Source organism: Neobacillus sp. NPDC093127, assembly GCF_044754175.1.
Lineage (GTDB): Bacteria > Bacillota > Bacilli > Bacillales > Cytobacillaceae > Neobacillus.
Genome location: NZ_JBIVOP010000005.1, coordinates 106,669 through 131,539 on the forward strand (window position 1 = coordinate 106,669; position 24,871 = coordinate 131,539).

Genomic DNA, 24,871 nt, shown 5'->3' on the forward strand with positions numbered 1-24,871 from the left:
ATTATAATTTAACTGAAGGAAGGTATAGGTAAATGAAAAAAATAATGATGTTCTCAATGATGATAGTGGCCTTTATGTTAACTGGATGCTCGGTAGATGTTGGTTTGGATACGTCCAAATCGGAGCAGTTTGCTGATAAAGCAGAAGAACTTGGCAATCAATTCGATTCGACGAAGGAAAAATTGAAACAACTTGAAAAGAAAGAAACCCTGACATCAAAAGACCAGGAGCTAATTGTAAAAGAAATTGATCGCGTTATGAAGTCCATCGACCAGTTTAAAGAAGAAGAAGCTCCATTTTTAGCAAAAAAGGTAAAGAAGGTAGTGGTAAAAAAGCTGAAAGAAATAGAAGAAGTACTTGAAGGAATCCATGAAAAAGCGGAAAAGGGAACCGCCAATCATGATGACGTGACAACCATCATAAATGCCCTTACAGATAATTTCGAATTTAACCTTTTCGGAAAGTAATCGAAAAGGGAAAGGTATGGCGTTTATTCAGCCATACCTTTTTAGATTAATTAAAGTGCACCTTCACTTTTCATATCAATATCTGAAAATAAGTATGATAATATTGCAGGGACTCTTTTTCTAAAAAATAGATAGGCATGTTCGGCATCTTCAATCAATTGAAAATGAAGATTTGCCTTTTTGTCGTTTAAAATGTCAACGACTCGGTTCGTTAGATCGAGGAATACCTTATTCATTTCATCATCTTCGCCGACTTCTTTTGTTCCAAAATCCATATAGAATTTCTCGATGGGGGACAGGTCGGAGGCCCTTAATAGATTCTCGATTTCCTCTTGGTTTCGATAAAAACCAGGCGAAATAGCTGCAATTCTTTTAAAAATAGACGGATAACGGCAGGCAGCATAAGTCGAAATGAGACCGCCTAATGAGATTCCAGCCATCGAAGTATGGTTCTTAAGCGTCCGATACTTCTGGTCTATAAATGGTTTCAGTTCATTTACCAGAAAATCTAGATAATCTTCACCCCTCCCGCCTGATGGACTGGCATAACCTAATATTTGTTTGCTGATTTCACCATTCACCCATGGGCAGTATTCGTTGACTCTTTCCTCTCCCTCGGGATTTTGGTCAATCCCCACGACGATGATTTCTAGACCGTTCTCATCTAGGTAGTCTTTCATCCCTAAGGATATTCCTTTAATTGCACCTTCATCTTCAAAAACATTTTGCCCGTCATGCATATAGAGGACGGGATATCGTTTAATTTCATTATTGTAGCTTTCCGGAAGGTATACGCTAATCATTCTTTCTTGCTTAAAAGCTGTCATATAAACAGGGAATTTTTCTAACATTCTTCCAACCTCATTTCAAATTTTCATTTCCTCTTCTCTCAGTAAATCTTCTCATCGATTATCTATTTTTTTACTTTTTCAATTTCTTTTATTATCAATTCAAAATCTAAATCGGCAATCGCTTCATCCAAAAGAATTCGGTTTTTAATATCACTTACTAATTTTAGTAAACGCTCACTAGCCTTTGATAAGTCTTCTTTTTTATGGAAGACTGAATATAACGTTAGATCACGAAGTTTGAAGAATAATGGTAATTGTTTAATCCAATAGGGATCAAGATAGTTCTCCTCGTAGTATCCTTTTAAAAATTGCCTAGCAAAGTTTTGGGCAAATTCAGATCGTTCTTCCTTACTATCAAAGGCCATTTTAAACCAAACGGCATAATAAATCGGAATCGCAATATCGCTTGCAAACCAATGATAGGAGCAATCATCAAAATCAAATACCTCAATTTTGCCATTTTCTACAAAGAAATTACCTGAATGAACATCAGAATGGATTAATCCGTAAGAGTCTGGGTTTTTTTCAAGTTCCTGAATTTGTTGAAGTAATGCTTTTCCTTTTTCGATTACCTCTTTATCATCACTTTGAACAAATTTTTCAATTAAATTTAAATCTTCTTCGTCCCATTCAGGTCGTTTGGTGATATGAACTGGTTTTTGATAGTTTTTTGTAGCATGATTCATTTCCCCAACTAACTTTCCCCATTGGTAAAACAAAGTATCATTAAAATCTTCTGTTCGTACATTTTTGCCATTTGCCTTTTTAAACAGGCAGGCAAAAAAGAATGTGTCTTCTGAAACTAGTTCTTCCACATAATTTCCATTAATAGAAGGAAGTGCACGGCACACATTTACCTTTTGATTAGATAAAAAATTTAGCCAATCCAACTCCGATTCAATTTGATTCTTTGATCGATGGGAGCTGTGAGTTAAACGTAAGACAAAAGGGATGCCATTTCGATAGACCTCAAATGCATAATTTTCGAAATCTCCAAGCTTTTTTGGTTCTTGTTCTGTTGCCGCAAATAATGATAAAGCCTTTTGAATAAGCTCTTCCGTTAATAATCTTGACACCGATTCTTCCAAGGTACAGCCCCCATCTCTTAACTATTGTAAGAAAATTCTATAAAAATAAAGAAGTATCGTCAACACTCCTTATTTGGTTTGGGAAAATAAATGTAAACCCTTCTTTAAACAAACAAAATAATCCACCCTTGATTCTTGATGGATTTTCCATTTTTATCGGTTTTGGATTTTCGTTTTTTTACCATCAAATCAAAAAAGGAAAACTGGAGAAGCTGCCTCGCCAAGATAACCCGGTCGCAGCGGCGCTGTTTAGGAAAATACGGTTTACCGAAAGGCAAAATGGGTAAATTAAATTAAATGGGAAAGGTGGTTTGAACATGTCAACAAGCTTTTATCCAAAAGAAAATGTACAACATTTTGCTCGAATAAAGGATCTGGCGCCAGAACAATTAAAAGCCTTTAATGACTTTGATGCGTCTGTTTTTAAAGAGGGTGCCTTATCAAAAAAAGAAAAGGAAATCATTGCTGTTGCGATTGCACATGTAACGGAATGTCCATATTGTATTGATGCGCATACCAAAGGGGCGAAAAGAGCAGGGGCAACATTAGAAGAGTTAGCCGAAGCTGTATTTGTTACGGCTGCTGTTGAAGCTGGCGGAGCAGTTACTCATAGTACACATGTACATAACGCAAAAAGCCAAGGAGCATCAGATGTGCTTTATGCTCGTTCTAATTTGAAAAATCTTGGCCTATTGGGGAAATTTGCCCCGGATGGTTTTAAAGGTTATCAAGCATTCAGTGCCGCTGCAACGAAAGAAGGGAAATTGAGCGCCAAGTTTAAAGAAATCATTGCCGTAGCTGTTGCCAATGCTACTCAATGTCCATATTGCATTGATGTACATTCGAAAAATGCAGAGCGACTTGAGGCAACGAGTGAGGAACTTGCTGAAGCTATCATGGTCACTGCTGCGCTTCGTGCAGGTGGTGCATATGCACATTTGGCAAATATGATTCAAAGTTACCAGGAATGAGGTTGATTTTATACTTTTTATTGGCAAGGCCCCAGCAGTAGTTGGGGTCTTTTTTAATGCCAGAGAAAAATTTACTAAAAATTAATATTGTTTTATGATTATTAATAGGTATTATTAAAAGGTAGCTATTTAATTAGGAGGAAAAATTTGATGAGCGAGCATATAATTGCATTTATAATGGGAATCGTAGAAGGGTTAACAGAATATCTCCCAATTTCATCAACAGGCCATCTTATTTTAACTGGTCATTTATTAGGATTTGAAGGGGATCGGGCGAAAACATTTGAAGTGGTCATTCAATTAGGTTCCATACTAGCCATTGTCGTGTTATATTGGAAAAGGTTTTTTTCACTATTAGATTTTAAGAGTCTAAATATAAAGAAAAACAATAGACAGAGACTTAATCTCCTTCATGTATTTTTAGGAATTCTACCAGCAGGTATTGTTGGCTTCGTATTGCACGATTTTATAAAAAATGTTCTGTTCTCTACCACAGTCGTTTTGGTAGCTTTAGTAGTCGGCGCTTTTTTATTGATTTATGCGGACAAAAAGAACACAACAGTTACGGCCAACACCCTTGACCAATTGTCTTATAAGCAAGCCTTATATATTGGTTTGTTTCAGTGCTTATCTGTCTGGCCAGGATTTTCAAGAGCTGGTTCCACCATATCCGGAGGATTATTAGTGGGGGCAAGCCAAAAAACGGCGGCGGAATTTTCCTTTATTCTGGCATTGCCCATCATGGTGGGGGCAACAGGTTTAGATGTAATTAAAAATATGGATGCCATCACTTCGGGAGACATTACAACATTTGTGATCGGATTTGTAACCGCCTTTGTTGTGGCATTGTTTGCATGTATCGGCTTCTTAAAATTGTTGGATAAAGTAAGACTTTCAACATTTGCTTATTACCGGATTATTCTTGCTATCGTATTTGCGTTTATTATCCTTTGATAAAAATGAAGTTAATCAAAAATAACACACCAAAAAAGTGTCAGGCACTATCCAAAAAATTGGATGGATCCTGGCGCTTTTTTTTTTCGACTAGCGAAGCACTAAGTTAATGAAGAAAATCAAAAAAGCATAGAATCCAAAAAAGAAAGCAAACTAAAATTGTGGTGCCGATAACAAAAAAAACTTTACTGATTTCATTATAGTGTTAGTTGACATCCTTGAAGGAAAAACTGTATTAAACTACATAAAACTACATAGGTGGTGAAAAAATGGCTAAAAAGAAAAATACCCAATATATGAAGAATAATAATGCGCTCCCAAAAGCAGATATTGAATTTGCGAGTGAAAATGGACTTGAACAAAAAGCGTTAAGAGCCTTAAAAAGTCACAATAAGTAAACAAAATGGGACTTTATACCTGTCCCATTTTGTTCTATTGATGAAAAATTTGATTAGAGTGCTATATGGGAATCAGGGTGCCTGACCTCCAGTGGGGTAAAGGGTTACTTCAATAGGGGTCAGGCACTTTTTTTTAAAAGCCCTTGAGGCAATCTAGACAGCCGATTGTTTATTTACAAAATTTATCACAAAGTAGGTTAATTACCATATGGCCTGTAATCTACTTCAACCTTATCTTTTTCCTGATAAGGGGCTAGCATAAAAGCTGCTTTAAAGACTGTATCGCCCTTATTAATTAAATAGTGGACTTTTTTTGGTTCAACGTGAACAAAATCTCCTTGTTTACATTGGAAAATCTCATTGTCAATATGAATTTCTAGGTCGCCCTCTAAAATAAAGAAGTTTTCTTCCATCATGTTATGATAATGGGCTGTAAAATCTTGTCCTGGTTGTAACTTAACGACACCAAAGTTCATTCTAGGTCCTTTCAAAAGATATTTAGGACCACTATCACCAAATCGGTATTCTCGCTCATTCTCGTTCAAAACTGTCATTTTGTCTGCCTCCTCTGTATACTTTATAAGCCTGGGGCGATCCACATATGGTCTGTAACTCCTTGATCGGCTAGATCTAATTGGACTTTGTAAATGGCTTCCCACTTTTTATATAACTCCTCATAAATGAAGCGATTCGATTCGTTTGGTTCGAAGGTTTTTTCAAATTTCACCACTTGATTGATGGCTTCATTAAAACTTCGATAAACACCAGCTCCTACACCTGCACAAATAGCAGCACCAAGGGCTGTCGATTCCTTTATAACTGGAATTTTTACCTGCTTATTAAGAACGTCAGCGACAATTTGGCACCATAAGTCACTTTTTGATGCCCCTCCTCCAAACACAATCAATTCCGGCGACGTGTTTGTAATGTTGGAAACAACTTCAATATTCCCCTTTGTGACAAAAGCGGCATTTTCCATAATGGCTCGATAAAAGGTTGCTTTATTAAATGAACTATCAAATTTAAAATCTATGAAACTTGGTGCTGCATGTTTCCATGAAAAGTAATTCATTTTATCGGAAAAAGTGCAGACCATCCCATTGCAGCCAGCTGGTACACTTTGGGCTCTTTTCTCCATTTGGGCATAAATGCTTTCTCCACTTTCTTTTTGAAGGAAGGCTTCTAGCTCACAAAAGGTATCTCTGAACCATCTCATGATTAATCCAGGAAAGAAGGCGATAGCTTCATATTGCCAAGTATTTGGGAGTGCATGGCAATTCACTCTTACTTTACAATCATCATTGATTTCTACCTGGTTCGTTGTATATTCATATTGCCAAAAACTCCCGCCTAAAACAGCCGCATCTCCTTCATTGATAACCCCCATACCAATGCAGCCAAGTTGAGCATCACCGCCCCCTGCAACAACTAAAGTTTGCGTGCTTAATCCAGTAAGTGAAGCAAACTCTTCGGTAACATGGCCAATAATGGATCCGCTTTCATTTACAATTGGAAAAATATCATTCCTAAGATTTACCTTCTCTGGAATACTTGAATCCCAAACTCTTTTCTTAATATCGAAAAGACCAGTCGTACAACCATTAGATGGTTCCACCGAAATCACATCTGTTAGGCGATATGTAATCCAGTCGTTCAGCATCGTCACATATTTTACTTTGTTGTATGTTTCGGGGATATTATTTTTCACCCAAAGGATTCTAGGAATAGCTCCTAATGAAAAGGTCTGTCCTGAAACATGATGAATATCTGCTTCGATTGTATTGCTTATGTTATAAAGGTTCGCGACTTCATCGTTTGATCTTGAATCCACGTTGGCACAAGCCCATAGCTCCTTCCCGTTTTCATCGTATAGGACAATGGCTTCACGCATACTGGTGGTTGAAATGGATACAATGGTTTCTGGATTAACCTTGCTCTTTGATAGGATTTCTTTAATGAGATTGCAGATAATCACAATGTTTTTATTTATATCAAAGTCCATGGAACCTGGATACCTTTTATCTTGATGATGGGTCCATTCTGATTGGGTAACAAAGAGTTCATTGCCAAATGTGTCAAACAAAATGACTCTGACACTGCCAGTTCCGGCATCAATCGCCATTAAATACTTTTCCATGCTATCAATCTTCCTTTCGATCATGATTAGGGATTAATGATCAGGACCATTTCATTCAATTAGACTTTTTGCAACGACTTCATCGGTAATTAATACATCGATATAGCCCCCTTTTAATGCGCCGATAATGGCCTCTCTTTTTTCTAACCCTCCAGCCACGGCAACAACATGGTTAAGGGATTTTAATAAATGGATATCGGTACTGACCAGTTGTTTATGCAATTGAAGATCTAAGACATTGCCATTTCTATCATAAAATTGGCTTAATAAATCTCCCGCTGCCCCCATTGATTTAAAGATTTCCATTTCACTCTTGTTTAAATATCCTTCCTTCACTATGGTGGCCCGTTCATTTACTGCTCCAATACCAATGATCGTGATCGTAGAGTAAGGAATCATTTCAAAGATTTTCATGATTGGTTTTTCATGAATCAACTGTTTAGCGAGATGTTCTGTAGATGCTAATAAGGGGGCCGGCATAATGTAATGGTTGTAATTGGGATTTGTGTAATAATCGGATGCCGATTCGATAGCCGTTGGAATGTAGAATTTTACCCCGCCGGATAAAGAGACGAATGTGACTTTATACTTTGTAGAGATAGTTAAATGTCCCAAGGTTCTTGAAACGGCTTGCCCATACCCAACATTTATCATGGTGTCGCTGGTAATTCTGTCTTCAATATAGTGGGCGGCGGCTTTTGTCAGACAATCTAACGGATTTTCGTTAGAGGCAGGAACAATATAAATATCTTGTAAATGATAGTGCTGCTTGATTTTATTTTGCAAATCGATGTCAACAAATTGATCCAGATTAATTTTAAATTGGATAATGTTATTGGCTCTCGCGATATCTAGGTATTTAATCACTTTCATTCTCGATAGATTTAAAGACCCTGCAATTTCATTTTGAGTCATTCCTTCAATGTAATACTTCCACGCGATTTTTATGATTAGGCTATTTTCATATGTCATGCTCTTCACTCTCTACAGTTTATTTTTAAAACAAAAATTTTATGTTAAAACAATTGTGTTGGGTTAGTCTAGCTGAAAATCAAAAGGAACAGAAAGTCACCCTTATACATTGTAATAAGACTGTAATGAAAATTATGCCTAGTTCATATAATCTACGAGGGAATATGTAGTAAGACATTGTGGGATATTTTTACATTTATGATCATTAAAAATATATATCGTTTACTAGCTAATAAAATGTTTGTTTGTTAATAAAAAGTATGAATCAGTAATAGAATGATAAAAAAGTAAGCGGTTGCATTTGTGGTGCCTAGGGAGGGGGGTATTATGGGAGCGCCAAAGAACTTAGTGAAAATGGAAAAGATCCGGAAGTCCTTTAACCGAAACACAGTTTTGGAAGGGATTTCACTAGACCTTAATGAGTCAGAAGTTATATCGATTATCGGCGGTAATGGTTCAGGGAAGAGCACCTTAATGAAAATCCTCACAGGGATCTACAAACCAGACGCAGGTGTTATTGAGATTAATGGTGAAAAGGCGGATCATTTGAACCCTTTTGCAGCACATGAAAGAGGCATTTATTTAGTGCCGCAGGAGCCGCTGTTATTTCCCAATATGACGGTTGAACAAAACCTAACGATTGGATTTGGTAAGGATAAAAATGAAGTGAGGGAAGAGTCTGTAAAGCTCATTAAAGAATTAGGCTGGAATATTGATTTGAATCGGTTCGCTGCTACATTAAGTATTGCTGAACAACAACAGCTTGAGATTATTAAAGGACTGTTAAGAAAATCAAAAGTGTTAATTCTGGATGAACCAACCTCTACATTAACATTTTCAGAAACGGAGTCTTTATTCAAAGTGATTGAGCAGTTAAAGAATTCCGGCGTTGGGGTCTTCTATATTACCCACCGACTTGATGAAGTCTTTCAGATTTCCACGCATGCAGTCATACTAAGGGACGGAAAAGTAGCGCTTAAAGGCAGAATAGAAGAGTTTACGAAAGAAATGCTGATTCAAGGCCTGCTTCCGGCAGGCAACGAACATCATTACGAAGATAAGTTTGAAAGACGAAGGTCCAATCACGAGGGAGAAGAAGCGATCCTTAAAGTGGAAAACCTAGTTGGCGATGGATTTAAGAATATTAGTTTTGAAGTTTATAAGGGGGAAGTTGTGGGTCTTGCTGGGCTTGTCGGTGCTGGCAGAACAGAGATTGCTGAAGCGATTTACGGAATCACTCCCATCCAGAGCGGAAAAGTCTATCTTGATGGAAAAGACATTACAAAGTTGTCCATCAATGAAACAGTGGACAGCGGGCTGGCATATATACCTGAAGATCGATTTTTGAATGGTATTTTTTCAATAAGTTCTGTAAGAAATAATATCACAGCACAACTGATTAAACGGCACGGTATTTTTACAAAGAAAAAGGTAGAAGAACAGGTGGCCAATCAGTATATTGATCGCTTAAGGATTAAGGTGAGTTCCCAGGAGGATGAAATCAAATCACTATCAGGCGGGAATCAACAGAAGGCTGTTATTGCAAGGGCCCTTTCCATGAACCCTAAATTGATTATCATGGATGAACCAACAAGGGGAATTGATGCCGCAGCCAGGGGAGACATCTATTCCATCATCACGGAACTAAAAAACCAAGGATTTTCTATTCTGCTCATTTCCTCTGACCTGGAGGAAATCGAAAGAATCAGCGACCGCATCTATGCTGTCTATCAGGGAACCTGCAATGCTTGCCTAAACTTAGACGAAATTAATGCAGTCAATGTGATGAAAGCAGCTTTTGGAACATTTGAAGGAAGTGATAAGGGGCATGGCTAGGATTTCAACCATAATCAAACAAAGGGAACTTAGAACCTTACTATTTTTAATCCTTCTTTTTGTGGTGGTGGGTTTCATAAACACTGACTATTTATCTTTACAAAATATCGATAAGTCCCTGAAAAGCAGCTTGCTTTATATTGTTCTTGCTGTCGGGATGACCTTTGTCTTGTTGACTGGGAATTTAGATATTTCAGTAGGCGGAACGCTGGGCTTAAGCGCCGCCGTTTGCGGAACCATTTTAAGAGATGGGGGGAATATTTTTCTAGCTGTAATTGCTGCTCTCTTAATAGGAGCATTCATTGGACTCATTAATGGTTTTGGAGTGATAAAATTAAAAATTTCTTCGTTTATTATGACTTTAGCCTTACTCTCGATTACGAGAGTAGTTCAAGTTATTTATACGGACGGGAAATGGGTAGAAAATATTCCTGTAAACGTTAAAGAACTTTCAAAAATAGACATCTTCGGAATCAATTTATTATCAGTCACCATCATTGTTGGGGTCATATTCGTTCAGGTGTACCTATCAAAGAGTAGCAAGGGAAGATATTACACCGCTATTGGTGACAATATAGACGGAGCCATCTCATTAGGCATTCCAGTGAAAAGATATATTGCCTATTCATTTGTCATTTCTGGTATCTGTGCTTCTTTAGCAGGTTTAATCTTTGTTAGCCAAATTGGCTTTGTCTCCACAAATGCCGGAGCAGGAATTGAGTTGACTGTCATCGCTGCCTGCGTTCTTGGGGGGGTGTCATTGATAGGCGGGATTGGAACGGTTATTGGGGCGGCATTAGGTGCCATCATATTAACGTCGATCAATTCTGCCCTTGTTTTTATGAAAGTACCAGCATTTTGGAATGATACAATTTCGGGGTCTCTCTTAATCATCATTGTAGTTATCGATGCCCAGCTTGCGTTTCATGCTAATAAAAAGGCAAAGAAAGTAAGATTAAATGCAAGAGTTCTACAAAAGGAGGCTTAGAATGACATGTTAACGAAAATCCCGAAGTGGAACCTTACTTTATTCATCTTAATCGTTGCTGAAATTATTATGTTTGGGATGATAAATCCGAGATTCTGGAATGTCACGATCTTGTTAAATAGTTTTAATGATTTTATTGCGCTTGCGATTATTGGCTTTTTTGTCACATTGGTTGTTATTACAGGAGGAATCGATATTTCTGGAGTTTCAATTATCGGGTTAACCTCTGTTGTAACGGGTCTCTTATCACAAGTGGCTGGTATAAATATCTGGATTGCCATCATTTGTGCCATTTTAATTGGTGGATTATGCGGCTTTCTCAATGGAGTCCTTATTGCTTATGGAAGAGTTCAAGCCATGGTTATGACCCTTGGCGGCATGCTGTTATATCGTGGGATTGCCATTGTGCTGGTGGGGTTGTCTGGTGTAAGTACCTATGAAGGGATTTCCGGATTTTCTGAAGGATTTGGGCAAATTGCCAATGGGGAGGTCATGGGAATCCCTCATGCTGTGCTTCTTTTTATTATTATGTTTGTAATCGCCTATATCCTTCTGCACCGCACTAGGTATGGCAGATATATATACTTGACAGGAATTAATCAAAACACAGCTGAGTACTCTGGCATCAATACGAAAAAAATTATTGTTAGTACATATGTCTTGTCAGGGTTAAGTGCTGGTATTGCAGGGGTCGTATTAACGTCCTATTTAGGCAGTGCAAGATCTGATTATGGTGCTGAGTATCTTATGCCGATTCTGACTGTTGTTGTCTTGGGAGGGACTTTCATTACAGGAGGTAAAGGGGGTGTTGTAGGGACAGCGTTAGCCAGCATTATTTTGGGATTTATGCAGGTTGGTTTGCAAATGGCTGGAGTTTCGACCCAGTATATCGGATTAGCTACGGGTGTCCTTCTTATCGTGTCTGTCGCATTCTTGGGAATAAATCCAGAGTTCAGATTTAATATGAAAAGAATCTTACCACAAAAACAAAATATTGGAGGTTAACGTACAATGGGAAGATTAAAATCTATTAAAATATTGATTCTTGTGGCAATAGCAACATTATTTATCGCTGCATGCGGTGCAGATAAAGGCGCTTCTGTAGACGGCAAAAAGAAAGATGCGAAGGATATTCAGGTTGTTTTCATACCAAAAATGACTGGGAATGCCTTCTTTGAATCTGGTAATAATGGCGCGCAGGAAATGGCCAAGAAAGTTGGCTTTAAAGTAAAATACGATGGTGCTCCAGAAGGTACAGTTGCCAATCAAGTACAAATCATTAATAGTGCGGTAAATAGCGGTGCTGATGCGATTGCCATCTCGTCTGTCTCTTCCGACGGTTTGAATCAGGCACTGAAAAAGGCATTAGCTGCAGGTGTTAAAGTTGTCACATGGGATTCGGATGTTGATCCTAAATATCGTTCTGTTTATATCAACCAAGGAACACCTGAAATCCTAGGAAAAATGCTTGTTGATATGGCCGCAGAACAAATGGATAAACCCGATGATGCTAAAAAAATTGCTTGGTTCTACTCAAGCCCAACCGTTCCAGACCAAAACTCATGGGTTAATTATGCAAACAAATATATTAAAGAAAAATATCCTAAATGGGAAGTTGTCACGACTCAATTTGGTGATGCCAATGAACAAAAATCATTACAAGTAGGTGGAAGTATTTTAGATACTTATCCTGATATTGATGCTGTTATTTGCCCAGACTCAACAGCTCTTCCGGCAATGGCACAAGCAGCCGAAAATAAAGGGTTAAAGGCAGCTGATGTTATTATTACAGGATTTGCTTCACCAAATTCAATGAGACAATTTATTGAAAACGGAACCATTAACAATCATGGTTTATGGGATGTAAAAGATCAAGGCGCCCTTGCCGTATACGTCGCGTATTGGTTAGCTAAAGGCAATAATCTGAAAGTTGGCGACTCTATCGAAGTTCCCGATATGGGTTCCGTTAAAGTAGAACCGAATACCATTCAAGGCTACGATTATACAGCAGATGATTCAGGAATTATCGTTTTACCAGAACGGATTGTATTTACGAAAGACAATACGAAGGACTACGATTTTTAAGAGTGTATCGTTTACATCGTGGTTATTAATTTTGGAATGAAGGAGAGCGAGAGATGGCAGATAGTATTGGTAACAAAAATGCAAAAGATTTTTCTGAGAGTGTTCCTTTCGCGAACAATGGGAATTACCATGTTAAAGGTGCGAACAATTATGATTGGGGGATGAAGGATCGTTTATCCAGAATCTTTAACCCTGACTCTGGTAAAACAGTCATGTTAGCGTTTGATCATGGTTATTTCATGGGTCCTACTTCAGGATTAGAAAGATTAGATTTGCTTATTCCTAGATTGGCAAATTATGCGGATTGTTTAATGGGGACTAGAGGGGCGATTCGAAGCAGTGTCCCGCCGACTTATAATAAGGCGATTGCATTAAGAGCTTCATCTGGATCGAGTGTCCTCCAAGATGACCTAAGCCATGAATCCATGGTGGTTGACATTGAAGATGCTATAAAGATGAATGCGAGTGCCATTGCGATTCAAACATTTATTGGGGCTGACGGTCAAAAAGAAACAATTGAAGAGTTAAACCGAGCTGTTAACTTTGGATCAAGATACTCCATTCCAACAATGGGTGTAGTAGCAGTAGGTAAAAAAATGGAACGGACCAATCAATTCTTCTTGTTAGCCACAAGAATGCTGGCTGAATTTGGCGTTCAAATTGTTAAAACCTATTACTGTGAGGATTTTGAAAAAGTTGCTTCTGCTTGCCCAGTCCCATTAGTTGTTGCCGGCGGTAAGAAAATTCCAGAAAAAGATGCCCTTACCCTAGCCTATAACTCGATTCAAGGTGGAGCAGCTGGTGTGGATATGGGAAGGAATATTTTCCAATCCCATTACCCTGAAGAGATGATCCAAGCCGTTGGCAAGGTTGTTCATGAAGGGTTTACTGATAAGGAGGCTTTTGAGCTTTTCCAACATCTCACAAACTAATTTTTGGGTTCAATCCCCCGGTGAAAAAAAGCTTTAACGCACCGGGGACTGAACCCATTTTTCTGTGAAATCTTTTATGAAATACAGAATATATAAATCACGAAGTTTGAAGAACAATGGTAATTGTTTCATCCAATAGGGGTCAATATAGTTCTCCTTGTAATCATGTTTTATTGTGTTATGTCAACTAGTTTCTGGGCAAAGTTTTTAACGAGCTGCTTGCTTTCGGTTTGGCTGTAGCCGTTAAGTAATAGTGAGAAGGCTAATAAGTCGCCGTCTTTTGTTTTAATATATCCAGAGAGTCCGGGCATGTCTTCGCGATTTTCCAAAATCCCCGTTAGCTGCGGACTAGAGATGTTGTCTAATCCGGTTTTTAAGCTGCCGTCTTCACCTGCGTTCGCAAGAGAGTCATAGAATATCGGGAAAGTCGGTTTTTGTGTTTCCGCTGTTAATAAACTGGCAACTTGTGCTGCCGAAATTTGCGTGTATTTTGTTAGTCCTGATCCATCCATCATGTCAAATGGAGTAGAAATCACTCTATTCATCATGGTATAAACCGTATCGATTCCATCATCAAAGGTTCCCTTGCCATTGATCAATGCGCCCAGTGACCGAATGATCATTTCTGCAGTGAAATTGTCGTTATGGTGATTCATATAAGTAACGATTTCAGCTAGTGGAGGTGATTCATAGCTATTCACCAGGTTGGCATCTGCTGGTTTGGCCGCGCTTACCACTTGACTATGGGGACTTACGTTTACCCCAGCTTCTTTTAACATATTTTTTAAAACATAACCCGTATATAAATGAGGGGCATCGATAGAAACATCTTTAAAGCCTTTTTCCGTTCCGGCAGGGAGCGTTCCCGAAATTTCAATCGTATTATCTCCGCGTACTCTTTTGATTGCCAGCGTATTTTTGCTTTTTGCCTCTCCGGTAATGGCAGTATTGACAATTTTAATCTCATCCACTCTTGGCTCCATCGTTACGTTGATGGTCTTGCCGGTCTTTCCTGGCTCATACTGGAGCCGGACCGTGCCGTGATTGACGGAAAGTGCCGTAATTTGCGGCTGGAATTGCTCACTTTCATGGTCCCATGTCCATCCTGGTGCATAGACATCCTCCGTGAAGAATTGACTATCCACGATAATGTTTCCTTTCACGAGATGTATACCGGCATTCTTGAGGTCTTGTGCGATTCCTTCCATCGTTGGGCCTCCTAATACTTGCCGGTTACTGTCAGTTGCTAATGTAGGATCCCCATAGCCTTTGACAATGATATCCCCGTTTAATATCCCATTTCTGATGGTGCCTGTGGTATAAAGTTCTGTTTTAAACTGGTAATTTTGTCCAAGGTTATCAAGGGCACTTGCGGTTGTTAATAATTTTACACTAGCCCCAGGCGTTAGAAGCGATTGCGGACTGCGGGCGTATAGCACTTCCTGTTTCTTTGTGGAATAGATCACTGCTCCTTTAATAATTCCTTTAAAGGCCGGATCATCTAATATTGGATCAAATTCTTTAGCCAAAGGAAAACTTGGCGATTCAGGTGTGCCTGCAGGCGGCTTGGGCAAATTCGGATATTGCGCTAAAGCAATGGCAATTTGGTTCTGTAAATTTGTTGCGTAAGAACTTTTATAAATACCATTGAGTAAAATCGAAAACGAAAAGGTTTGTCCGTTTTTCGCCGTAACATAACCGGCAAGCGAGTTTACTCCGCTCATACTGCCTGTCTTGGCCTTCACATTCCCTTCAGCTGCAGTGCCCTTAAGTCGGTTTTTCAACGTACCATCTTTACCGGCAATCGGCAGAAAAGAAATAAATCGGTCTCGTTCCGGTCCATTATACATGCTGTTTAGTAATTGAATATAGGCATGAGGGGAGATGTGGTCCAAACGTGTTAGACCAGAGCCATCTCTTTGGATAAAACCATCCTCCAGACCCAAATTATTTACCAGAAAATGATGAATCACTTCGGCTCCTGCAGCTGTAGATCCTACGCCGGACTCTTTGGCACCAAGCAGTTTGGTGAGCATCTCTGCGTAAAAATTATCGCTTTCTTTCACCATTTCTGTTAAAATATCATCTAATTTTGGTGATTCGACGGCTGCAGCTAAACGGGCATCATCATTCACAGTGCCTTTTATTACAGCGGATTTATTATTAAAAGTAATCCCTTGTTTTACAAGTAAGTCACGAAATAAGGTACCTGTAAAAGGCGCCGGGTCATGTATCGTGCGTGTAAGGGTATACCCGTTAGCAGAATAGTTTTTCCCAATTGTTCCGTTTACGGCGATTTCATTTTTTCCAAGTGTTCGGTCAATTGTTAACGAAACTTTGTTTCCTTCAACCGTTTTTGCATTGTTGACAACTGTCACATAGTCAGGTGCCGGATCAATGGTTATTGTTGGGCTTTCACCATTTTCCTTTCCTGGATGAACGGTAATATCCACTGTATTTTCTCTTACGGATAGGGCGCTCATTTGTGTATTATAGCTGTAATTCTCGTCATCCCACATCCACTCTTCGCCTAAACGCTGATCATCAAAATAACTTTCGTCCACGATAACGTTGCCATTCACTTTATGAATCCCCAGAGCTGCCAAATTTTTTGCCAAGGTGTCTAATTTTTCAACTGTCAGTGTCGGATCCCCAAAGCCTTTAAGAATGATATCTCCATTAAGTACACCGGCATTACTCAGATTTCCTGTCATAAAAACTTTTGTCGGGATTGTCATATCTTTTGACCATTTGCTTACGGCTGCCGCAGTTACAAGGAGCTTAAAGACAGAGGCAGGAACAAATGTTTTATCCGAATGATATGAGGCGAGTGTCTTATCGTCATCAAGCGAATAGACTTCATACCCCACAGACATCCCTTCGCTATTTGGATTTGCGCTCAGCTGCTGAACATAGGCCTGTAAAAGCTGACTCAGTTCCTCCTCCTGAGTAGTTTGTGCCTGGATTTGCGGAACTAAAGAAATCATGAGCATGAATGTTAACAGTACCGCTCCCCACTTTGCTTTCCATCGTTTCATACAGTCTCTCCTTTCTTTCAAAAAAAAAATAGTTGTGTGTTAAAGATTAAATATTTCGACAACTAATTGTAAATTCCTACTATAATTACGATAACAGTAAATAAGCATTAGAAGATTAGTAGTCTTATTGTTTATAAAAAGGAGATTAAAGGTAATTAAATGAGGAATAAGAATTATTTGATGTGGATTCTTAAGAATGGAAGGTAAACTCCCCTTCTGACAAATCCGTGTCTGTAACGTATTGACGACGGCAACACCAAGTTTACCTGCCAGTAGAACCTTTTTATTGAACATGGCATCGGCTTCCTCTGAAATTTGTTTTTGGGATGAAGCGGATTCGAATAGCAGCTTAATGCACTAGTCGTCAGTCCTCTGCTGCCGATTTTCTCCAAAAATTCTCTTTGCATTGTTTCATCCGCTAATAATTCATCCACTATACAATGGGCATCACCAGGATATCCGCCAGTCCCCAGTTCGACTGCTTCAATTCCTTTTGCAGCATCAAAACCTAACATATCCTCCAGCTTCTTATCTGAAAACAAAACGGTAAAAACCCCTAACTTCATAAAAAATCCCCCTTAAATGTAATCCGTTACTTCCATTAAAGTTTAATATCCTAAGTAGTTTGTATTTGGTGTTTGCTAAAAAATTAAAGTAAAATAAAGGTAAATGTATTGTGGGGAAGGAAAGAAATTATGCCATTAGAAATAGTTCGTCATGATATTACGAAGATGAATGTAGATGCGATTGTGAATGCAGCGAATACAGCACTGAAAATGGGCGGCGGTGTATGCGGAGCAATATTTCAAGCGGCAGGTGCAAGTGAGTTGCAAAAAGCATGCAATCAAATGGGTGAGTGTAAGGTTGGAGAAGCCGTTATAACGGATGGATTTAATTTGAAAGCAAAATATATTATTCATACACCAGGTCCTATTTGGCAAGGCGGTTCAAATCAAGAAGCCGCTTTGTTAAAGGCATCTTATTATAGCTCTTTGAAACTTGCAAAAAACCATCAATGCGAATCTATCGCTTTTCCATTGATTTCGACTGGCATCTATGGCTATCCGAAAGAGGAAGCATTACAAATTGCGATTGCCGCCATCGGTTCATTTTTATTAACTCATGAGATGCTCGTTTACCTAGTTGTTTTTGATAAAAAATCTTTTGGGATAAGTAAAAAGCTATTTACCTCCATTCATCAATATATTGATGATCATTATGTTGGGGAAGTAGAAACCATTTATAATCGCAATAGAGAAGAACGATTTATCATGGAGCAAATACAGGATTGCGAAATTCTTCATCATGAAGAGGCAGAGTATTCTCTAGTAAACCTATTGGACCAGCTGGACGAATCTTTTTCTGAGCGGCTCCTTCGTTTCATTGATGAAAAAGGAATGACCGATGTTGAGACGTATAAGAGGGCGAATATTGACCGGCGCTTATTCTCTAGAATCCGGAATGAAGCAGATTATACTCCACATAAAAAAACCGCTGTCGCTTTTGCGATTGCATTAAAATTAACTTTAGAGGAAACAAATGAGCTGCTAGCTGCAGCCGGCTATACCATGTCACGCAGCAGGAAATTTGATGTCATTATTGATTTCTTTATCGGGCAAGCAAACTATAATATTCATGAAATCAATGAAGCCTTATTTGCTTTTGACCAGTCACTGCTCGGTGCTTAAAATGTCGCTTTCCAAGCGACCACTTCTAACCGAATAATTGTTATCCTGAGTTTATCAATTAATGGAGGATGACAATTATGAAGAAGAATTTAACTGAATTAGTGTTTATTTTAGATAACAGCGGCTCCATGGCAGGCCTTGAGGCAGATACAATTGGCGGCTATAATGCGATGCTGAGGAAACAACAAAAGGCTGAAGGAGAAGCCATTGTTACGACTGTATTATTTGATCACGATTATGAAGTATTACACGACCGCATCAATGTAAAGGGCATATCTCCTATTACTGAAAAGGATTATGAAGTAGGGGGCGCCACTGCGTTATTAGATGCGATTGGTTTTACCATTCAAAAAATGGTGAATGTACAAAAGAGAACAATTGAGGATGAACGTGCAGAAAAGGTCCTATTTGTGATTACAACTGATGGCGAGGAAAATGCCAGCCGTGAATTCACAACTGGCAAAATCAAAAAAATGGTTCAGCATCAAAAAGAGAAATTTGGATGGGAATTCCTCTTCCTTGGAGCCAATATCGATGCCGTCACAACCGCTGCACGCTTTGGAATCAATGAGGACTTCGCAGTTGAATACCATGCTGATCATGTTGGAACGCAATTAAATTATGAAGCGGTAAATGAAGTTGTGATAAACCTTAGAAGCGGCAAAAGGATTGATCGAAACTGGAAAGAAGGAATTGAAAGGGATTACAATCAGCGTTCGAGAAATCACTAAGATACAAAATTTTTCGATCTTTTTAAGAGATCAGGCTTAGAAGTTTAGTAGGGACTGGGGGACAGGTAGTGTCCCTCCATTCCTTTGTTTAAATTAGATTTTCTTTGGCTAGGACCTGTTCCCTCGTCCCCCCAACTATCGAAAATTAGTTGCAATTATTTGATTTTCCTTTATTATTGAATTATTTAAACCTATCAAAAGATTACGAAATCTAAGAAAGTAGGGAGAGGAAAATCATATGCAGGAACAAAAATTGTCGAGAGGTCTAAAAAACAGGCACGTACAACTAATCGCTATTGGCGGGGCAATCGGAACGGGATTATTTCTTGGAGCAGGAAAATCTATTCATTTAGCAGGACCATCCATTTTATTTGCTTATTTGATAACAGGGGTAATTTGCTTTTTAATCATGCGTACACTTGGAGAACTGCTTTTGTCCAATTTGAAATATCATTCTTTTGTTGACTTTGTAAGAGACTATTTAGGTAATATGGCAGCTTTTATCACCGGCTGGACCTACTGGTTTTGCTGGATTTCAATCGCAATGGCCGACTTAACAGCTGTTGGTCTCTATACTCAGTATTGGCTTCCTGATGTACCACAGTGGTTACCAGGACTAATCGCCCTTGTTATTTTGCTATTCATGAACCTTGCAACTGTAAAACTTTTTGGCGAAATGGAATTCTGGTTCGCATTAATTAAAGTCATTGCGATTCTAGCACTAATTGTTATCGGCATTTTCATGATTATTAAAGGCCTTTCAACAAATTCAGGCTCATCCAGTTTCACGAATCTATGGAGCCATGGCGGCATGTTCCCAAATGGCATAAATGGCTTTATCCTCTCATTCCAGATGGTAGTGTTTGCGTTTGTTGGCATCGAACTTGTAGGACTAACTGCAGGTGAAACAGAAGACCCTGAAAAAGTTATCCCAAAAGCTATCAATAATATTCCTATACGGATAATAATTTTCTATATTGGCGCCCTTATCGTCATTATGAGTATTTATCCGTGGAGTGCTATCAACCCAATGAAAAGCCCGTTCGTCCAAGTCTTCGTGGCGGTTGGTATCGCAGTAGCTGCTGGTATCGTCAATTTTGTCGTCCTTACATCTGCAGCGTCGGCATGTAACAGCGCCATCTTTAGTACTAGCCGGATGGTATACACACTTTCCAAAGATAAAAATGCACCTGTACCATTTGCAAAACTTAATGCCCGTAAAGTTCCTTCCAATGCCTTGTTCTTTTCCACTGTCGTCATTCTAATTGCTGTTATTTTGAACTATGTTATGCCAGAAGGAGTATTTACGCTGATTACAAGTATTTCTACAGTATGTTTCATATTTATTTGGGGAATTACGGTCATCAGCCATTTGAAATACCGCAAAACTAGACCCGATCTAGCAAAAGTGAACAAATTTAAATTGCCGTTTTACCCAATTTCCAATTACTTAATCCTTGCTTTCCTAGCGTTCGTTCTTGTCGTCCTTGCTCTTGCGGAAGACACCCGTGTTGCCTTATTCGTAACTCCCGTTTGGTTTATTTTGCTGATTGCGATTTATAAGATGCGGAAACCGAAGGGGAATCTTATTGATCAGGTGAATAAAGGAAAAATAGCTAATTGAGAGACAACTCTGGATAGCGCAGTTACAGTTATACGCCAAAGGGGAAGTTTCTTACTCGAACTTAAACTCTCAGGTTAATGGACAGAAAAGGGTAGAAGGAAGCCTTGTGCACCCTTTTCTGTCCTTTTTTTCTGTGTCGCTTCCGTATACCTCATGCAAAACCAGACTCGAAATCCTCCTTTCCATTCAAAAACTCTTTTGTATTTGCTGTGGAGATGATGACTTTTTTACGAAGCAGCTTATAAGACTATGTTAAAATAAAGAAAAATATGATTTGGTTAAAAAATTGATTATAACAATAGACTGATCTCGAATTTTGTAATGCTTGGAGGCGATTTCGTGTTTTATCAAGATAATGACTTATTAATACGGCCAATAATAGAGGAAGATTTACCAGTACTTTGGAAGCTTATTTATCAAGAGGAATCTCCTGAATGGAAAAAGTGGGACGCACCCTATTTTGAACATAAGCAAATTTCCTTTGATGAATACATAGGTCAAAAAGAAAAATGGATAAACCGAGAGGATCGCTGGACAATTGTTGTCAATGGTGAGGTTGTGGGTACAGTAGGCTATTATTGGGAGCATAAGCCTTCAAACTGGCTCGAGATGGGAATCGTGATTTACACTCCCACCTATTGGAGCGGTGGTTATGGTACAAAAGTTCTTCGACTGTGGATTAATCATTTATTCCAAACGATGCCTTTAGTTCGAGTCGGCTATACAACTTGGTCAGGGAACGAGCGGATGATAAAGGTTGGCGAAAAGCTAGGGATGACAATGGAGGCCCGGCTTCGAAAATGCCGGTACTACAGTGGAGAATACTATGATTCTATTAGAATGGGTCTTTTGCGTGAGGAATGGGAGGCAAATCCACGATTTCGTGAATAAATCAACGACCGCAATCATTGTGATTGCGGTCGTTTTCGTATTGGATAATCTTTTTTAAAATTTGCCGAATAAAAAATTGCCAGGATGTATTTTTCCTGGCAGTTTTCTATTTATCTATAATAATCCATTAAACCCACTGAATATTCAGTCCTAAACAAACATACACATTACTATCAACTGAAATTCACAACATTTCACAGTACATCCCACAACTTCATTCAAATTTTATTTGTATTTTGTTGTTTTTAAAATAAGCCCATTTAATATGTGAGGAGCTGTTCATATGTTTAGTTCATTTAAGAGTAAGACTGTAATCGTTACCGGTGGCAGTAAAGGGATAGGAAAAGGAATTGCTCGAGTATTTGCAAATCATGGCGCGAATGTAGCTGTGGTGGCACGGAATCTAGAAGCTGCGGAGGCCTGTGCAGCCCAATTGAATGGTGAAAATGAAAAGGTAGCTGCCTTTTCAGCGGATGTTCAAGATCGTGATTCGATGAAAGCGATGGCAAAAGAGGTCAATGAAAAATTTGGCAGCATTGATGTGTTATGTGCAAATGCTGGGATATTTCCTTCAGCATCCCTTGAGGACATGACAAATGAAAACTGGGATACAGTGATGAATACAAACGCGAAAGGTACTTTCCATGCTGTACAGGCATGTATCCCTTACTTAAAGCAAGCGGAATATGGACGAATTGTAATAACCTCATCGATTACTGGTCCCGTTACGGGTTACCCCGGCTGGTCGCACTATGCAGCAAGTAAGGCTGCCCAACTAGGTTTTATGCGGACAGCAGCACTGGAGTTGGCTGGTGAACAGATTACTGTGAACGCAGTGTTACCGGGAAATGTTTTGACAGAAGGCTTGGAAGGCTTAGGAGACGATTATTTGAAAGAAATGGCTTCTGCTATTCCGATGAAAAAGTTAGGCACTGTTGAAGATATCGGTCATGCTGCCCTTTTCTTGGCCACAAAGGAAGCAGGGTTTATCACGGGTCAATCAATTATTGTTGATGGCGGACAAATTTTACCGGAAAATTAACTAACCTCTAAAAAAGGTTCCCATTCTTTGCTAAGCAGGTGGCAGCATATATGTCTTTATCCTTTGAAGAACGCAAAACAACCATTATGGAATCTTTAGAAAAAGAAGAGAAAGTTCAGGTACGGCTGTTGGCTACTATCCTTCAGGTTTCAGATGAAACGATTCGCCGTGATTTAGATCGGCTTGAAAAGGAAGGTTTTCTGAAAAAGGTATATGGGGGAGCCGTAAAAACGAAGAATCATAACTGGGAATTACCTTTTGATGAAAAAACAATGATTAATAAAAAAGAGAAACAAGCAATTTGTAAGGCAGCAGCAAGCCTTGTCGAAGATGGTGACATTATTATGATTGGAAATGGAACCACTCCATTAGATATGATTCCATACTTAGCGGACAAAAATGAGGTTACTTTGATTACTCATTCTGTTCCGGTCATGCTTGGTGCTATGGATGCATTTAAAGGCCGTATTGTTTTTATTGGCGGTGAAATTGAAAGAAATCAGAAATACATGAGTGGTCCTCTTTCAGAAAGAATGCTAGAGCTGCTCCAGGCAAATAAAGCCTTTATTTGCGCAGGAGGAATTTCAACGGTTAATGGAATCACTGATTATGATATCAGCGGATCTAGTATCTCTCGAAAAATGATGGAACGTGCGGAAGAGGTAATCATTTTGGCGGATCATACCAAGTTTGGAAAAACTACTTTTGCTAATATGTGCTCTTTAACAGATACAACTAAGATTATCACGGATGATAGTTGTCCAAACGAATGGAAAAAAATAATAGCTGAAAATGGAATCGAATTATTAATAGCAAACGAAATGAACTAGCAGCGAATATCGATAGATGTGAAACAAACTTATCCAAATGCTGTAAGAGAAGTGAGGAGAAAAGTATGGTTGAATTTGGCAGTAAACAAACAGTCATAGATCAATCCCTTCAATGGTGGAATCCAGGGAAAACAAGCCAGTGGCAAAAAGATGGTATTGACCTGGTTATGGGGAAACGTGAAGGGTATTACTTTTACGATATGAATGGCAAAAAATTAATGGATGTTCATTTAAATGGCGGAACCTATAATTTAGGGCATCGTAATCCTGAAATTATCGCTGCTTTGAAGGAAGCGTTAGATGATTTCGATATCGGCAATCATCATTTTCCGGCGATGACCCGTGCCAAGCTTGCTGAAAAACTGTCACAATGCACACCTGATGGTCTACATTACTCTATCCTATCTGCGGGTGGAAGTGAAGCAATAGATGTTGCCTTAAAATGCGCAAGATATGCCACGAAACGGAAAAAAATCGTCTCGATCATTAATGGGTATCATGGCCATACCGGACTCGCTGTTTCATTAGGAAATGAACGGTATTCACGCATGTTTTTGAGTGAAGGGGACCCGACAGAGTTTATTCATGTTCCATTCAATGATTTAGATGCGATGGAGAGAGAATTAATGAATGAAGATGTTGCCTGTGTCATGATCGAAACGATTCCGGCAACCTACGGATTCCCGCTTCCTGAAAGAGGATATCTTCCTTCAGTTAAAAGATTGTGTGAAAGATTTGGTACCCAATATATTGCGGATGAGGTTCAAACGGGCTTAATGCGGACAGGAAAACTTTGGGGGATTGAACACTACGGGGTGGAACCAGATATTTTAGTTACCTCCAAAGGCTTTAGTGGCGGAATTTACCCGATAGCAGCTACCGTTGTTAACAAAAAGGCAGGGAATTGGATGAATGAAGATGGGTTTGCCCATATCTCTACATTTGGTGGTTCGGAATTAGGCTGTATTGTGGCTATGAAGGTGTTAGAAATCTCCCAGCGTAAGGAGGTACAGCAGAACGTTGATTTTGTGGCACGTTATTTACGGACAGGACTTGAAAGAATTAAAAAGCAAAACCCTGACTTTTTTGTTGGCATTCGCCAATTGGGCGTTGTAATGGGACTGGAGTTTAGTCATCCGCAAGGTGCTATCTTTGTCATGCAGCAGCTTTTTAAAAATGGCGTTTGGGCCATTTATTCCATGCTCGATAATAAAGTCCTTCAATTTAAACCTGGTTTGCTTTGCGATCAAGAATATTGTGATGAGTTACTGACAAAATGTGAACTTAGTATTACTCAAGCAGCAAAAATGGTCTATAGCTATAGTTAACCAATTGAAGGGAGAAAAGA

The 24,871-nt window shown here is 39.0% G+C and carries 23 protein-coding genes; 16 read left to right on the forward strand and 7 right to left on the reverse strand.

Annotation, left to right across the window (positions count from 1 at the left end; genetic code table 11):
- Nucleotides 1-32: 32 nt before the first annotated feature.
- Entirely contained in the window at nt 33-467 is a 435-nt protein-coding gene (locus ACIQCO_RS09040) for a hypothetical protein (protein ID WP_400427592.1), read from the forward strand.
- A 50-nt stretch (nt 468-517) separates the two neighbouring features.
- On the opposite strand, the gene ACIQCO_RS09045 is transcribed toward ACIQCO_RS09040, so the two are convergent.
- On the reverse strand, nt 518-1,318 hold the full coding sequence (locus ACIQCO_RS09045; protein WP_400427594.1) for an alpha/beta hydrolase: 801 nt from the start codon (nt 1,316-1,318) through the stop codon (nt 518-520).
- A 62-nt stretch (nt 1,319-1,380) separates the two neighbouring features.
- Complete coding sequence (locus tag ACIQCO_RS09050; protein WP_400427596.1) at nt 1,381-2,406, reverse strand: phosphotransferase enzyme family protein; 1,026 nt, start codon at nt 2,404-2,406, stop codon at nt 1,381-1,383.
- A gap of 317 nt (nt 2,407-2,723) precedes the next feature.
- Between ACIQCO_RS09050 and ACIQCO_RS09055 the strand changes: the two genes are divergently transcribed.
- From ACIQCO_RS09055 to ACIQCO_RS09065, 3 genes are all read left to right on the forward strand, one after another.
- Nucleotides 2,724-3,377, forward strand: coding sequence for a carboxymuconolactone decarboxylase family protein (locus ACIQCO_RS09055; protein ID WP_400427599.1), 654 nt, complete (start codon nt 2,724-2,726; stop codon nt 3,375-3,377).
- A gap of 150 nt (nt 3,378-3,527) precedes the next feature.
- Nucleotides 3,528-4,331 (forward strand): undecaprenyl-diphosphate phosphatase, encoded by an 804-nt coding sequence (gene bacA / locus ACIQCO_RS09060; RefSeq protein WP_400427601.1) that lies wholly within the window; start codon nt 3,528-3,530, stop codon nt 4,329-4,331.
- A gap of 269 nt (nt 4,332-4,600) precedes the next feature.
- Nucleotides 4,601-4,729, forward strand: a complete 129-nt coding sequence (locus ACIQCO_RS09065; protein WP_400427602.1) for a hypothetical protein — start codon at nt 4,601-4,603, stop codon at nt 4,727-4,729.
- 197 nt (nt 4,730-4,926) lie between these two features.
- Here ACIQCO_RS09065 and ACIQCO_RS09070 read toward each other — a convergent pair whose 3' ends face one another.
- Genes ACIQCO_RS09070 through ACIQCO_RS09080 form a run of 3 tightly spaced genes read right to left on the reverse strand, consistent with a single transcriptional unit; the run spans nt 4,927 to nt 7,838 of the window.
- Nucleotides 4,927-5,283, reverse strand: a complete 357-nt coding sequence (locus ACIQCO_RS09070) for a cupin domain-containing protein (protein ID WP_400427604.1) — start codon at nt 5,281-5,283, stop codon at nt 4,927-4,929.
- A gap of 23 nt (nt 5,284-5,306) precedes the next feature.
- A complete protein-coding gene (gene lsrK / locus ACIQCO_RS09075; protein WP_400427607.1) occupies nt 5,307-6,866 on the reverse strand; it encodes an autoinducer-2 kinase in 1,560 nt (519 codons plus the stop codon).
- 51 nt (nt 6,867-6,917) lie between these two features.
- A complete protein-coding gene (locus ACIQCO_RS09080) occupies nt 6,918-7,838 on the reverse strand; it encodes a sugar-binding transcriptional regulator (RefSeq protein ID WP_400427610.1) in 921 nt (306 codons plus the stop codon).
- Between the two features lie 327 nt (nt 7,839-8,165).
- On the opposite strand from ACIQCO_RS09080, the gene ACIQCO_RS09085 reads away from it, so the two are divergent.
- Genes ACIQCO_RS09085 through lsrF form a run of 5 tightly spaced genes read left to right on the forward strand, consistent with a single transcriptional unit; the run spans nt 8,166 to nt 13,679 of the window.
- Nucleotides 8,166-9,674 (forward strand): sugar ABC transporter ATP-binding protein, encoded by a 1,509-nt coding sequence (locus tag ACIQCO_RS09085; protein WP_400427612.1) that lies wholly within the window; start codon nt 8,166-8,168, stop codon nt 9,672-9,674.
- Complete coding sequence (locus ACIQCO_RS09090) at nt 9,667-10,662, forward strand: ABC transporter permease (protein ID WP_400427615.1); 996 nt, start codon at nt 9,667-9,669, stop codon at nt 10,660-10,662. The genes ACIQCO_RS09085 and ACIQCO_RS09090 overlap by 8 nt, the downstream gene beginning before the upstream one ends.
- Before the next feature lie 6 nt (nt 10,663-10,668).
- Nucleotides 10,669-11,667, forward strand: a complete 999-nt coding sequence (locus ACIQCO_RS09095) for an ABC transporter permease (protein ID WP_400427618.1) — start codon at nt 10,669-10,671, stop codon at nt 11,665-11,667.
- A 6-nt stretch (nt 11,668-11,673) separates the two neighbouring features.
- Nucleotides 11,674-12,747: an autoinducer 2 ABC transporter substrate-binding protein LsrB gene (gene lsrB, locus ACIQCO_RS09100; RefSeq protein ID WP_400427621.1), complete on the forward strand. Its 1,074-nt coding sequence runs from the start codon at nt 11,674-11,676 to the stop codon at nt 12,745-12,747.
- Between the two features lie 53 nt (nt 12,748-12,800).
- Nucleotides 12,801-13,679, forward strand: coding sequence for a 3-hydroxy-5-phosphonooxypentane-2,4-dione thiolase (gene lsrF / locus ACIQCO_RS09105; RefSeq protein ID WP_400427623.1), 879 nt, complete (start codon nt 12,801-12,803; stop codon nt 13,677-13,679).
- Nucleotides 13,680-13,849: 170 nt separating this feature from the next.
- Here the strand turns inward: lsrF and dacB are convergent, their stop codons facing one another.
- Nucleotides 13,850-16,717, reverse strand: coding sequence for a D-alanyl-D-alanine carboxypeptidase/D-alanyl-D-alanine endopeptidase (gene dacB / locus ACIQCO_RS09110; RefSeq protein WP_400427625.1), 2,868 nt, complete (start codon nt 16,715-16,717; stop codon nt 13,850-13,852).
- A gap of 173 nt (nt 16,718-16,890) precedes the next feature.
- Nucleotides 16,891-17,283 (reverse strand): hypothetical protein, encoded by a 393-nt coding sequence (locus ACIQCO_RS09115; RefSeq protein WP_400427627.1) that lies wholly within the window; start codon nt 17,281-17,283, stop codon nt 16,891-16,893.
- Nucleotides 17,284-17,412: 129 nt separating this feature from the next.
- On the opposite strand from ACIQCO_RS09115, the gene ACIQCO_RS09120 reads away from it, so the two are divergent.
- From ACIQCO_RS09120 to ACIQCO_RS09150, 7 genes are all read left to right on the forward strand, one after another.
- Nucleotides 17,413-18,405 (forward strand): macro domain-containing protein, encoded by a 993-nt coding sequence (locus tag ACIQCO_RS09120; protein ID WP_400427629.1) that lies wholly within the window; start codon nt 17,413-17,415, stop codon nt 18,403-18,405.
- A 77-nt stretch (nt 18,406-18,482) separates the two neighbouring features.
- A complete protein-coding gene (locus ACIQCO_RS09125) occupies nt 18,483-19,136 on the forward strand; it encodes a vWA domain-containing protein (protein WP_400427631.1) in 654 nt (217 codons plus the stop codon).
- Nucleotides 19,137-19,374: 238 nt separating this feature from the next.
- Nucleotides 19,375-20,760, forward strand: a complete 1,386-nt coding sequence (locus ACIQCO_RS09130) for an amino acid permease (protein ID WP_400427635.1) — start codon at nt 19,375-19,377, stop codon at nt 20,758-20,760.
- 339 nt (nt 20,761-21,099) lie between these two features.
- Complete coding sequence (locus tag ACIQCO_RS09135) at nt 21,100-21,651, forward strand: GNAT family N-acetyltransferase (protein WP_400427637.1); 552 nt, start codon at nt 21,100-21,102, stop codon at nt 21,649-21,651.
- Between the two features lie 283 nt (nt 21,652-21,934).
- Nucleotides 21,935-22,693, forward strand: a complete 759-nt coding sequence (gene fabG / locus ACIQCO_RS09140) for a 3-oxoacyl-ACP reductase FabG (RefSeq protein ID WP_400427640.1) — start codon at nt 21,935-21,937, stop codon at nt 22,691-22,693.
- A gap of 50 nt (nt 22,694-22,743) precedes the next feature.
- Nucleotides 22,744-23,523, forward strand: coding sequence for a DeoR/GlpR family DNA-binding transcription regulator (locus tag ACIQCO_RS09145; RefSeq protein WP_400427642.1), 780 nt, complete (start codon nt 22,744-22,746; stop codon nt 23,521-23,523).
- A 65-nt stretch (nt 23,524-23,588) separates the two neighbouring features.
- Complete coding sequence (locus tag ACIQCO_RS09150; RefSeq protein ID WP_400427645.1) at nt 23,589-24,851, forward strand: class-III pyridoxal-phosphate-dependent aminotransferase; 1,263 nt, start codon at nt 23,589-23,591, stop codon at nt 24,849-24,851.
- Nucleotides 24,852-24,871: the final 20 nt, after the last annotated feature.